Source organism: Streptomyces sp. 2114.4 (assembly GCF_900187385.1).
Lineage (GTDB): Bacteria > Actinomycetota > Actinomycetes > Streptomycetales > Streptomycetaceae > Streptomyces > Streptomyces mooreae.
In genome coordinates this window covers 95,427-107,696 of record NZ_FYEY01000001.1, presented here as the reverse complement: position 1 = coordinate 107,696, position 12,270 = coordinate 95,427, and the positions used below count along the sequence as shown (strand labels likewise).

Genomic DNA, 12,270 nt, shown 5'->3' with positions numbered 1-12,270 from the left:
AGCCACCCGGGCCAGGAACCGGCCCGATTGCGCTGGAATCTGACACCGCCTACCTTCAGTTCGGTGGAATCCGACTACGACGAGCTGGACCGACGGCTCGTGCACGCCCTGCAGATCGACGGCCGCGCCCCGTTCAGCACCATCGCCGACGTTCTCGGCGTCTCGGATCGCACCATCGCCCGGCGCTACGCCCGGTTGCGGTCGGCCGGGGCGGTACGGGTGCTCGGCGGGGTCGACCCCACCGCGCTGGGCGCCATCCTGTGGTTCCTGCGGGTGCGATGTGCTCCCAGCGCCTCGCTCCCGGTCGCCGAGGCGCTGGCCAGACGCCCCGACACGTCGTGGGTGAGCCTCAGCTCCGGCGGCACCGAGATCACCTGCGTGGTCCGGACCGAGAGCGAGGCGGACAGCGAGGCACTGCTGCTGGCCAAACTTCCCCGCACCCCGCGCGTGGAGGGCGTGACCGCGCACTCCGTGCTGCACGCCTTCTACGGTGGCCCTGACAACCTGATCGCAAAACTCGGGTCGTTGGACGAGGAGGCGATCGAGCGACTGCTCCCGCCTCCGGTGCCGCACCGAGAAGGGCCGGTGCGACTCGACGACGGTGACCGCAAGTTCCTCGCCCTCCTCGCCACCGACGGCCGGGCCGGGTTCGAGCAGTTGGCCACGGCGACCGGCTGGTCACCGACGACGGTCCGGCGCCGGATGACGGAGCTGCGCGAACACGGCCTGCTCTATCTCGACATCGACGTCGACTGGCGCATGTTCGGCGTGCACGCCCGAACCCTGCTCTGGCTCTCGGTCGCCCCCGCACACCTGGAGGAGGCCGGTCAGGCGCTGGCCGGGCATCCGGAGATCGCGTTCGCCGCCGCCACGACCGGCCCGACCAATCTGTACGCGAGCGTGGTGTGCACGAACCAACGGGAGCTGTACCGGTACCTGACCACCCGGGTCGCCGCGCTCCCCGCCGTCACACACCTCGAAACGGCACCAGTGATCAGGACCGTCAAGCAGGCGGCGAACCAGCCGTAGCAACCGACCAGCCCCCTGCAGCAGCACCCACCATGGCCGGGCTCGGCTACTCCTCGAGGGTCACGACGGTGTCGAGACCGGCATGCCGCAGGGTGCGCTGAACGGCGCGGCGGGCACCGTGGACGGTGACGGCGACGGTTTCCGGTGCATGGGTGACGGCGCGGAGCAGTGCGTAGGCGCATGCGAGGCCGATCCGCTCAAGGCCGCTCATGTTCCATACCCAGGTGTCTGTCCGTCGCAGGCGCCGGTCGCTGAGGAGTTCTTCCAGCTCGGGCAGAGCCTGTGCGTCCAGGGTGCCGGAGAACGTCAGGACGGCATGTTGCTCGTCAGCCTCGGTGAGCGCCACGGGTGCGCGCTCCGGGCGGGCGGACTGCGGGGGCATGGCTGGCACGTCGACCTCCTGGCAGCACGTCAAGGACGTTCACCCATAGTCTCGACGAATGCGCTGCATTCGCCAAGCAGCCGGCCGATGGCGCGCGCGGTCAGGCGCATGGCGCCCAAACCGATCCGGTGGACCGTGAGGTCTCCGAGCAACCACGTGCCTGCGGCCCCCGCACCAACCGTCTCCGATGTCATCTTTCCCCCGGCTTCCTTGGCCCAGCCCTCGCCCCACGACGGTTCGGGGCGAGGCGGCAGGCGCGGAGTATGCCCAGGTGAGAGCGGTGGTGAGAAGGTAGCCGACGGTGGAGGAATGTCACAGTGAGACCGGGAATCCGTGCGGGGCGCACCAGGTTGTTACGGGTGACGCTTTCTTCTCGATGCGGAGGGCTCGCTCGGTGATGGGCGATCAGTCGCCGACGGACTTGGCCCAGCTCTCACGGACGGTGCGCAGAGCCTTGTTCAGCTGGGCCTCGGTGGGGAACTGGGGTGTGCCCTCGACCGTCGGCAGGCGTGCGGCCAGGGCGTTGTTCAGGGTGCCGTTCTTCGCCATGACGGCCATCAGTACCGGGCGTGCGTAGTCCACGAGGCGGAGGTTCTGGCCTTCCGGACTGAAGACGTATTCCTCCCACAGCCGTGCCGCCGCCGGGTGGGGGGCGTTCTTGTTGACCGCCTGCGCGTAGTACTGCGAGAAGCTGCCGTCGAAAGGAATGGAGACCTCCCACTTCACGCCCGTACCGTGGAGCTGGTCGATGTGCTGCAGGTTGAGGTAGTCCCACTCGATGCTGATCGGTGTGCTGCCTTTGGCGATCGCGGCGGGGCTGGGGTCGGCCCGGTTGTAGTTGCCGCTCTTGTCGAGCCGGGCGAAGAAGTCGATGCCCGGCCGGATGTTGTCGAACGAGCCCCCGTTGGCGAGGGCCGCCGCGTACACGGCGGCGAAGGCCGACCCCGCTGCCGTGGGGTCGCCGTTCATCGAGACCAGGCCCTTGTACTCCGGCCGGAGCAGATCGGCGAAGGATTCGGGGCAGGTGCGCTCGCGGGCGGCGTCGCAGCCGATCGAGATGTAGCCGCCGTAGTTGTTGTACCAGCGGGCCTCGGCGTCCTTCTGCTCCGGCGGGATCTCGTCGAACTGCGCGACCCGGTAGGGGGCCAGCAGGTTCTGCCGCGCCGCGGACTGGGCGAAGGTGTCCCCGACGTCGATCACGTCGGGGGCGCGCTTTCGGCCTCGGTAGCGCTTGAGGGCGTCGATCTCCTGACCGCTGTGGCCGCTCGGGTTGTCGACGACGACCTTGATGCCGTACTTCTTCTCGAAGCCGTCGATCAGTCCGCCGTAGTTGGCCCACTGGCGCGGCAGCGCGATCGTGTTGAGCGTGCCCTCCTTCTTCGCCGCCTTGACCAGTGCCGCCGTCCCGCCCACCTCCGCGGCGGACTCGGCCCGGGAGGGCGCGACCGGCCGGGTGGGTCCCGCTTCCTGGCACGCACCGAGACCGGGCATCGCCAGGCCGAGACAGCACAGGAGGGCGCCTGCGCGGACCCGATGATGTGTTGCCACGACGCCTCCAACAGGGCCAAGTGGGGGAAGGTCCGCCGGACGGGGGAACGTCCGCCAGGGGCCTCGAAGGCTCACTGAGCGGACGATGCCCCCGGCACTCCCGCAGACCGCCTACGACTTGTCGCGGGGGCGGTCCTGACGCCACCCCGCCGCGTCGGTCACCGCCCGGAGTTTCTCTCTGCAGGAATGGTCCGAATCAGCCTACTGTGCCCGTTGTGTGTCCCCGTCAGGGCGGTGATCGGGCCAGGTCACAGCGGCGAGTGCAGAGCACGGGTGGGGGAGTGACCGCCACCCGCGGAGGGCTGTACCCCGCTCGTTAGCGGGCGCAGGCGCAGGCACGGTGCCACGACCTCACCACCCCCCGAGCTGCTCCCAACGGCTGAGGAGGTGGTCCGGTGACTCCTCTTCCGGGGGCAGGGCATCGGGGGCGATCGCCTGGGAGGCCCAGATCGTTTTGCCCCTGGGGGAGTAGCGGGTGCCCCAGCGCTCGGCGAACTGCGCGACGAGGAAGAGGCCGCGGCCGTTCTCGTCTGTGGCCTTCGCCTGGCGGATGTGCGGGGAGGTGCTGCTGCCGTCGGAGACCTCGGAGATCAGGGTGCCCCGGGTGCGCAGGAGCCGCACATGGATGGGCTCGGCACCGTAGCGAATGGCGTTGGTGATCAGTTCGCTGAGGATGAGCTCGGTGCCGTAGGCGATGTGCTGCAGACCCCAGTCCTCCAATCGGCGGACGCAGGCGTTGCGGACCGGACCCACCGCCGCCGGGTCGCGGGGGACGTCCCACTCGGCGACGTCCGCAGGGCCCAGCCGCCGGGGCCGGGCCACCAGCAGCGCGACATCGTCGGCGGGCCTGGCGGGCAGCAGCGCTTGCATGACGGCGGCGCAGGTGTCCTCCGGCGTACGGTCCGGTCCGGCGAGGGCCGCACGCAGTGCCTCCAGTCCCGCGTCCAGGTCGCGGCTGCGGCTCTCGATCAGCCCGTCGGTGTAGAGCACCAGCCGCGAGCCCTTCGGCAGCGACAGCTCGGTGGACTCGAAGGGCAGGCCGGTGCTCAGGCCCAACGGCGGAGAGACGGGAGGGTGCAGGAACTCCACCGTCCCGTCGGGGTAGGCCACGGCCGGCGGCGGATGACCGGCCGTGGCCGCGGTGACCCGCCCGGAGACGGAGTCATAGATGACGTACAGACAGGTGGCGCCGGTGATCGCCGGTCCCTCATCGTTGTCCTCGTCCTGGACATCGAGATGGGTCACCAGCTCGTCGAGGTGGCCCAGCAGCTCGTCGGGGGAGAGGTCCAGGGCCGAGAAGTTGTGCACGGCGATGCGCAGCCGGCCCATGGTGGCCGCCGCGTGCACGCCGTGGCCGACCACGTCGCCGACGACCAGCGCCACCCGGGCGCCGGGCAGCGGGATGACGTCGAACCAGTCCCCGCCCACTCCGGCCCGGGCGGGGAGATAGCGGTGCGCCACCTCCAGGATGTCCTGGTCGGGCAGGCCGCGGGGCATCAGACTGCGCTGGAGCGTCATCGCCATCGTGCGCTCGCGGGTGTAGCGCCGGGCGTTGTCGATCCCCACCGCGGCCCGCCCCGCCAGCTCCTCGGCGAAGGACAGGTCCTCGTCGTCGAAGGGCGGAGTGCCCCCCGACCGCCAGAAGTCCACGAGTCCCAGCACCACCCCCCGGGCGCGTAGCGGTACGACCGCCAGGGAATGCACCCCGTGGTCCAGGATGCGCCGGGTGCGTTCCGGGTCCTGGGACCGCCAGGCGGACGAGCCGGCCAGGTCCGGCTCCACCATCGAGCGGATCCGGCCCCGGTGTGCGCCCACCGGGGGCTCCGGGACGAACCGGATCAGCTCGCCGACGGGGTAGAGCGGATGGTCCGGCGCCAGGCCGGCGAGGGCCGCCCGGCGCAGCTCGGTACCCGCCACGGCCGGCTCCTCGCCCTTCAGGACCGGGTCCAGCAGCTCGACGGTGACGATGTCGGCGAACCGGGGGACCGCCACCTGCGCCAGTTCCTCGGCCGTGCGCACGACGTTGAGCGTGGAGCCGATCCGCACCCCGGCGTCGTAGAGGAGCCGGAGCCGTTCCCGGGCCACCTCGGCGCGCCCCGACAGCCACCTCAGCTCGGTGGTGTCGCGCAGGGTCACCACGCTTCCCTGGCGAGCCCCGTGGGCGGTGGTGGACCGCTTGTTGAGGGCCAGCAGTCGGTCCTGGGCCAGGTGCACCTCGTCGGTGGCGCTGCGGTCCGAGGCCAGGAGTCCGGCGGTGCGGTGGTCCAGTCCCAGGTCGCCGACGTGGCGTCCCTCCGCTTCCGCCGGCAGGTCCAGCAGCCGCCGCGCCTCGTCGTTGGCCAGCAGCAGCCGCCCGTCGGGCCCGACGATGAGGACCCCCTCCCGTACCGCGTGCAGGACCGCATCGTGGTGCTCGTACATCCGGGTCATCTCGGCCGGTCCCAGACCGTGGGTCTGCCGGCGCAGGCGACGGCTCACCAGCCCCGCTCCGCCTCCGGCGAGGGCCAGTGCCACGGCTGCGGTGCCCAGGAACATGGGCAGCTGCCGGTTGACCGATTTCTGCACCTTCTCCACCGTGACCGGCGCGGCGACGAGGGCGACGACCCTGCCGGAGGCGTCCTTGACGGGGGCCGCGGAAACCACGGAGAGGCCCAGGGCGCCCTGGAAGGTCCGGGTGAAGGGCTTGCCCCGGGCGGCCTCGGCATACGGGCCGATGACGTGTTTGCCGATCTGCCGCGGGTCGCTGTGGGTGAGGGTGATCCCGTCGAGCTTGTACACGATGAGCGCATCGACGCCGGAGGCCTTCCGGGCCGCCTCGGCGAGCGGTTGGAGCTTCGCGGACGGATTGTCACTGTTCAGCGCCTCCTGGAGCCCCCAGGAGTGCGCGAAGGACTCGGCGGCGGCGAGCGTGCGGTGCCGGGCGTCGGTCATGGTGTCCCGCCGGGCCTGGACGACGAGGGCGACCACCGCCGCCGCGACCAGCAGCACCACGAGCACCAGCTGGAGGAGGAAGACTTCCCCCGCGACGCTGCGCGTGGTCAAGGAGGGCCGTATGTGCTGCGGACCTCCGGCGCTCGCGGGGGGTTCGCCCTGCGGGGGGCCGCCGGTGTCCGCGGGGCCGCGGGCCTCTGTGGGGACACCGTCCCCGGTAAGACCGCCCTCTTCCGTCGGATCTCCGGCCTCCGCTGTGCGTTCGCCCTGCTGGTCGTCGCCGGTGCTGTCCCCGGCAGGGGGTGTGCCCGGAATGGCGGAACGGCCGGGCGCGTGGCTCAGCCAACGCCGGAATCGACCCGGATTTCCGCTCATGCTCCTTATTTATGCTGTATTGCCCGGAGGTCGGCAAGGCGCGCTACGGCAGTTGCCCCACGGGGCGGCGAACGGCCGCCAGGCTGTGACCGCACCGGCCCTCCCCGTCCCGCTCAGGCCTCCGTGTTCGGGTGTGTGCCGGGACGGCGGCCCCATGCCGAGATGGTGACCTGCGGGATGTCGATGAACGCCGGGTCTTTGAGCAGGGTGGCGAACTCGGTCAGGTCGGCCTCGGTGACCAGGCCGTCGGCGAGGAGGGCGGGAGCCGCCTGGGTGATGAGCGGGAGCCAGCGGTCCTGGCCGAGTCCGCCCATACAGCCGAGGTTTCCGGCGAAGGCCACCTCGGTCAGTGCGTTGCGGGCGAGGAGGGCAGGCAGGGCCCGGGCCCAGGTCATGTCGGCGCCGTGTTCGCGGTAGGTGCGCTGGTAGGCGTCGAGGATGCGCTGGACCAGGGGGAAGGGCGAGGTGCCGGCCGGCAGGTGATAGGGCTCTTCGATGAGGAGCCAGCCACCGGGGGAGAGCCAGCCGGCGGCCCGCGCGACCATCTGGTCGCGTTCCTGGAGATGGCAGAACAGGTAGCGGGCGTGGATGAGGTCGAAGCTGCCGGGTGCGTAGTCCTCGCGCGTGATGTCGGCTTCCTGGATCTCCAGATTCGCGGCCCGGCTCGCATCGAGGTGGCGGGTGTCGAGATCGGCGGCGACCACGCGGCCGTCCGGACAGCGTCCGGCGAGCCAGTAGGCGATGGAGCCTGTACCTGCGCCCAGTTCCAGGCAGTTCCAGGACGATTCGATGGGAAGGCGGTCGAGGACGCCGGTGGTGAAAGCGTCGACACTGCGCTGGATGGACTCCAAGCGGTCACGTTCGCGGTCGGCGTCATTGCTCAACAGGCCGCTGTTGTACGGGGTGGTGGCCGGCTGCTGTGTCATGGGTGCGCCTTTCTCGTGCTCGGGTGGGTAGCCGGGGTGTGTCGATGGCGTCGGTCGGTTGGACGGACGGACGGTTGGTCGGTCGGTCGGACGGACGGACGGACGTGGCGAGGCCGGAGGTGGCGGCTGTGCCCCCTCCGGGGCCGGTGGCGCACGGCCGCCGGCCTGCGTCGATCCTGGGCGGCGGCCCTGCGGCCCTGCGGCTCTGCGACCTGGCGGCCCCGGGGTCACAGACTCAGCAACTGCTGGCGAGGTCCGACGGCGCGCTCGCCCACCGCGCGCAGCGCTGCCCAGATGGTGGCCTGGTTGACCGTGATGACGGGCTTGCCGAACTCCTCCTCCAAGGGGGCGATGAGGTCGTAGGTCGGCAGCGCCGTGCAGCTGATGAACACGGCGTCGGCCTGCGGGTGGACGCCGGCCCGGACCGCCGCGGTCACCTGCTCGTAGGACACATCGTAGATCTCGTGGACGGAGCCCAGGCCGAGGTCGGTGAGGGACAGCACCTCCAGACCCTCGCCGGTCAGGTACGCGTGCAGTCGCCTGCCCACCGGCGGCTCGTAGGGATGCACCACGGCGACGCGCCGCGCCTCCAACGCGCGCAGGGCCGCCACCACCGACCCGGCCGCGGTCAGGGCCTGCGGGGCACCCGCGGTGCGCATGGCCGTGCGCAGCGCCCGTTCGCCGGCGGCGCCCCCGACGAAACTGCACGCGGTGCAAAGGTAGGTGACGACCTGGGAGCCGATCGCGCAGACCTCACGGGTGGGCCGGTCCACGCAGCCGGGGCGGTTGAGGGACGAGACGAGTTCGAGGTTGTCGGAGAACGTCACAGGGTCGGTACGCGCGAGGAAAAGCGACACCGTCTCCGGCGCCCAGCGCCAGATCTCCCGGTCCCGGTCGAAGTCGAACGAGGCAACCACCCCCACCCTGGACCGGGGGTGCGGGACGGGCGAACCCTGCGCGTGGTTCAGGCCTGTCACATCCGCGTAGTTCGGGTCTGTCACATCCACCATGGTCTCTCACCTGTGGTGCGAACGGGGCCTCGGTGGCATTCCCGGCTGGGGCCGGCTGGGCGGCGGCCCACGCTCAAGTCGCCGCGCAGAGCGCGCACTTCGCATGCGACGGGGGTTGATTCCCGCTGTGCGATTGGCTGTGCGCCCTCTACAGTGAGGCCCAATGACACTCCTACACGTTCATGATTACGGGGGCGATGGCCCTCAACTGGTGCTCCTGCACGGTTACGGAAGGTCGCTCGCCGACTGGGACGCCTCGGCCGCCCAGCTCACCTCCGGCCACCGTGTCCTCGCCGTCGACCTTCCCGGACACGGCCGCTCTCCCGCTATCTCCCCCTGGACCATCCCCGCCGTGGTGCGGCACCTCACGGACACACTCGACGCGCAGGGCGTGCCGGAGGCCGTAGTGGTGGGCCATTCCCTCGGCGGACTGGTCGCGGTCGAGTACGCCCGGGCGAACCCGGACCGTACCCGAGCCGCCGTGAATCTCGACGGCTTCTGGTGGGGACGCGAGTACCCCGGCGCCGACCGGGTGAGTGAGGGGCTGCTGGCGTCGGCCGGGGTCATCGCGCCACCCGAGTACATCGAGGAGCAGGTCCTCAACTGCGCCCGGTTCGGGATTCCCGCGGACCGGGCGGCGCCCGCCGCCCGTGCGGCCGCACGCCCGTTGCCCGACGGCACGTGGCAGACGCTGCCGGAACGGCCGGCGCCGCTGGAGATTGTCGACGAACTCCACAGGCTCGGCGCGCCCGGTGTCGCCGCATGGCTGGAGGGGGTCGACCGCCCGCTGCTGCTGGTACAGGCCGGCCGACAGCTACCGCCTGCGCCCGGCATGGAGTGGTTCGATGAATTCACTTCCCGGTTCGCACGAGAGGTCGCTGACGAGCTGGATGCGGTCTCCCGCACCCGGCCGACGGTCAGCGTCGACCGGATCGACGCCACTCACCCCATGACCATGGAGACTCCGGAAGCGGTGGCGGCGGTGGTCGCCGGGTTCGTTCGAGGACTGCCCGGCTGAAGCACCCGGCACAGTTCACGAAGCGTGCCTTCGCGCGGTTCCTGCTGCTCGCATGCGGACGTGAAGAGGCCCCGTTGGCCTGTGCGCAGACCAACGGGGCGCTCTGCCGTGAACGGTCAGGACAGGATCTCGACGTACCCGTCGGTTCCGTGCACGCGGATCCGTTGCCCGTCCCGGATCAGACGGGTGGCTTGCTCGACGCCCACGACGGCCGGCAGGCCGTACTCCCGGGCGATCACTGCGCCATGGGTCATCAGGCCGCCCACTTCCGTCACCAGGCCCGCGACCGCGACGAACAGCGGCGACCAGCTGGGGTCCGTGAAGGTGGTGACCAGGATGTCGCCCGCTTCGAGATCGGCCTCCGCCATGTCGAGGATGACGCGGGCCCTTCCCTCGATGGTCCCGGCGGAAACCGGCAGGCCGGTCAGGGCGCCGGCCGGCACGTCGTCGCGCCGGTACGCCCCGGTGAACGCCTCGCCGTCCGAGGTGAGGACCCGGGGCGGGGTGAGCGCCTGGTACGACCGGAAGGCGTCCTTGCGCTGCTGGATGAGCCCGTCATCCACCTGGTGCGAGCGCACGACGTCGTGGAGTTCCTGGAACGTGAGGTAGAAGATGTCCTCCTTCTCGGGAAGCACGTCGGCCTGCACGAGGCGCCCGGCCTCCGCCAGCAGAGCCTGCTTGTAGACGAAGTAGCGGCTGACGATGCCGTACTTCGGGTACTCCCGGTACCCGATGAAGGTTCTGACCCGGTCGATCATCCGCTTGGCCTCGTCGGCTTTCCGGTCCCCGTCCGGCAGAGCACGCAAGCGCGACAGCACGTCCTGTTCCTTCTTCCGCGCCTTCCGCCGCCCTTGCTCGAAGCGGCGCTCGGCGGCGCCCGGCTCGAAGTTCCTGATGTTGTCGAGGAGCACGGGCACGAGCGAGGTGGGGCGCTCGCGCCATCGCGGCCTGGTGATGTCGATCTCGCCGACGCAGCGCATGCCGTACCGGTCGAGGTAGCCCTCGATGGCGTCGCGCGCCTCGGTCCCGCCCGCGAGCTTCGCCAACTCGTCCAGGAAGCTCCCGTCCAGCAAGCCCCCGTCCAGGGCGCCCTGCAGGAACGCCACCACTTCCGACTGCGGGCGGATCACGTCCGCGACGTCGAGCAGCGCCAGCCCCATCTCCGACGTGACGTTGCCGGGGGCGGACAGCGTGAGCGTGTCCGCCGCGTTCTTCTCGCCCAGCCACTCCTGCAGCTTGTCGTTGAGCCACCATGTGGCCTCCATGCCTGCCATGATCGCCTGGAAGTTCAGCGGGTCGCTGAGGACCCGCTTGTGCTCCTCGAAGGCCTCCAGCAGGAAGTCGAACAGCGCCGGTCCGGTCTTCGTCCGGATGTCGCGCTCCAGCGCCGCGATGGATGCCTGGCTGCGCTCGATCAGCTCGGTGACGAGGGCCGGATCGGTCTCGATCGGAGCGGGCGCACCGCCGGCCGGCGGCCCGCCGGGACCCGCGTCCGGGAGCGACGGGACGAAACCGTCGCGGTCGAGGACGGTCTCCAGCGCGTCCCTGACCAGCGGGTCGCCTCTCCCCATGAGGTCCAGGAGGCCGGCGCGGCTCGCGGGCGAGGACAGGCGCCGGGTGACGTCGACGAACAGCCTCCCGGCGGCCTCGTGCATCGGCACCATGGCCGTCAGCTGCCACATGGAGAGCCCCAGGGGCTTCATGGGGTCGGTCATCATCTGCTGATGGCCGACGGAGACGAAGACGTGGTTCTCCTGGTCGCCGGTCTCGGGGATCGGGAACAGCGTCGTGATCGGCCGGCTCTGAACGATCTGGAAGTCGTCGTCGACCAGGCACCATTCGATGTCCTGCGGGCGGCCGAAATGGTCTTCGATCCGTCGCCCGAGCTGCACGAGCCGCACGGCCTGCGCATCCGTCAGCGCCGGCTGCTCCTGCCGCTGTGCGTCGATCGTCACTTCTCGCGTACCGCCGGTTGGCAGGGCGTGCAGGGCACGCTGTTTGGCGGCGATCGCCTTGGTGACGACTTCACCGTCCCGCACCGTGAAGACGTCCGGGTTCACCAGGCCGGAGACCAGGGCCTCGCCGAGGCCGAAGCCGGCGTCGACGGTGGCCACCTTCCGGTTGCCCGTGACGGGGTCGGCCGTGAACAGGACGCCGGCCGCATGCGGGAAGACCATCTGCTGCACGACCACGGCCATGTGGACCGTATGGTGGCCGATGCCGTTCCGCTGCCGGTAGGTCACGGCCCGTTCGGTGAACAGCGAGGCCCAACACCGGCTGACGTGCCGGAGGATCGCCGCTGGCCCCACGACGTTCAGGTACGTGTCCTGCTGGCCGGCGAAGGAAGCCGTCGGCAGGTCCTCGGCCGTCGCGCTGGAGCGGACGGCGTAGGCGCTCTGTTCGCCGAGCCGGGTGAGCGCGCGGGTGATCTCCGCAGCGAGATCGCCCGGGATGGCGATGCCTTCGATGGTCCGGCGGATCTCCGCGCTGAGCGTGCGGATCGCCTCCCTGTCGTCCGGGTTCAGGCGCGACAGCTGATCGAGCCGATCGTCGATCGACGGTGCTTCCTTCATGATCCGCCGGAAGGCGTCCGTCGTCACGCAGAAGCCCCCCGGTACGCGGATGCCGTCGATCCCCGACAGCCCGCCCAGGTGCGCGCCCTTGCCGCCGACAACCGCGACCTGCGTCTCGTCAGCCTCGTGCAGATCCCGCACGTACTGCTCGATCATCGCGATGCCTCCGTGGCAGTCGTGTCCCGCCGCACTGCGCCGGCCGGTCGCCGCACCGGCGCCTCCCGCTTCGTCGACCCGCTTGTCAGGCATGTCTTCGTCTCTGTCCCCCCACTGGTTCGACGCCACCGCATCCCCCCATACGTCGACAACTCACGCACGCCGTGCCCTCATTTCCGCAGGTTGTGGTCTCGGCCGACGATTTTGCGTCACCCCCTGGGCCTTGCCGCAAGCCCCCCGGTGCGCTATACGTTAGGAGTGGCAAGGAGAGAGCTCTCCTTGCCTTTTCTGTTGGCCGTCACCACGCGCACCGGCGAACGGC

The 12,270-nt window shown here is 70.6% G+C and carries 8 protein-coding genes and 1 pseudogene; 2 read left to right on the top strand and 7 right to left on the bottom strand.

Translation table 11 applies throughout. The annotated features are described in order from the left end of the window. Window positions 1–63 precede the first annotated feature (63 nt). Window positions 64–1,029: an Lrp/AsnC family transcriptional regulator gene (locus CFW40_RS00470; RefSeq protein WP_088795841.1), complete on the top strand. Its 966-nt coding sequence runs from the start codon at window positions 64–66 to the stop codon at window positions 1,027–1,029. 46 nt (window positions 1,030–1,075) lie between these two features. On the opposite strand, the gene CFW40_RS00465 is transcribed toward CFW40_RS00470, so the two are convergent. The 6 genes and pseudogenes from CFW40_RS00465 to CFW40_RS00445 form a co-directional block, all read right to left on the bottom strand. Next, window positions 1,076–1,411 carry an STAS domain-containing protein gene (locus CFW40_RS00465; protein ID WP_088795840.1) on the bottom strand — a complete coding sequence of 112 codons (336 nt, stop codon included), beginning with the start codon at window positions 1,409–1,411 and terminating at the stop codon, window positions 1,076–1,078. Window positions 1,412–1,500: 89 nt separating this feature from the next. Continuing rightward, a pseudogene (locus CFW40_RS37695) lies at window positions 1,501–1,605 on the bottom strand (aldo/keto reductase); the annotation flags it as partial. Window positions 1,606–1,816: 211 nt separating this feature from the next. After that, window positions 1,817–2,959: an ABC transporter substrate-binding protein gene (locus CFW40_RS00460; protein ID WP_371127313.1), complete on the bottom strand. Its 1,143-nt coding sequence runs from the start codon at window positions 2,957–2,959 to the stop codon at window positions 1,817–1,819. 351 nt (window positions 2,960–3,310) lie between these two features. Further along, the gene (locus CFW40_RS00455) at window positions 3,311–6,001 is read right to left on the bottom strand and encodes a SpoIIE family protein phosphatase/ATP-binding protein (protein WP_256331683.1); all 2,691 of its coding nucleotides are present in this window, start codon (window positions 5,999–6,001) and stop codon (window positions 3,311–3,313) included. A gap of 377 nt (window positions 6,002–6,378) precedes the next feature. Continuing rightward, window positions 6,379–7,191: a trans-aconitate 2-methyltransferase gene (locus CFW40_RS00450; RefSeq protein ID WP_088795838.1), complete on the bottom strand. Its 813-nt coding sequence runs from the start codon at window positions 7,189–7,191 to the stop codon at window positions 6,379–6,381. Between the two features lie 227 nt (window positions 7,192–7,418). Next, the gene (locus tag CFW40_RS00445) at window positions 7,419–8,201 is read right to left on the bottom strand and encodes an Asp/Glu racemase (RefSeq protein ID WP_176956625.1); all 783 of its coding nucleotides are present in this window, start codon (window positions 8,199–8,201) and stop codon (window positions 7,419–7,421) included. 163 nt (window positions 8,202–8,364) lie between these two features. Between CFW40_RS00445 and CFW40_RS00440 the strand changes: the two genes are divergently transcribed. Next, a complete protein-coding gene (locus CFW40_RS00440; protein WP_088795837.1) occupies window positions 8,365–9,219 on the top strand; it encodes an alpha/beta fold hydrolase in 855 nt (284 codons plus the stop codon). 116 nt (window positions 9,220–9,335) lie between these two features. On the opposite strand, the gene rph is transcribed toward CFW40_RS00440, so the two are convergent. Further along, entirely contained in the window at window positions 9,336–11,948 is a 2,613-nt protein-coding gene (rph, locus tag CFW40_RS00435; protein ID WP_088801817.1) for a rifamycin-inactivating phosphotransferase, read from the bottom strand. Between the last annotated feature and the right edge of the window lie 322 nt (window positions 11,949–12,270).

What these genes read in the sequence shown, in the direction of transcription:
- CFW40_RS00465 (WP_088795840.1), bottom strand. Translation starts at nt 1,411, where the DNA reads ATGCCCCCGCAGTCCGCCCGCCCGGAGCGCGCACCCGTGGCGCTCACC.
- CFW40_RS00450 (WP_088795838.1), bottom strand. Translation starts at nt 7,191, where the DNA reads ATGACACAGCAGCCGGCCACCACCCCGTACAACAGCGGCCTGTTGAGC.
- CFW40_RS00445 (WP_176956625.1), bottom strand. Translation starts at nt 8,201, where the DNA reads ATGGTGGATGTGACAGACCCGAACTACGCGGATGTGACAGGCCTGAAC.
- CFW40_RS00440 (WP_088795837.1), top strand. Translation starts at nt 8,365, where the DNA reads ATGACACTCCTACACGTTCATGATTACGGGGGCGATGGCCCTCAACTG.
- rph (WP_088801817.1), bottom strand. Translation starts at nt 11,948, where the DNA reads ATGATCGAGCAGTACGTGCGGGATCTGCACGAGGCTGACGAGACGCAG.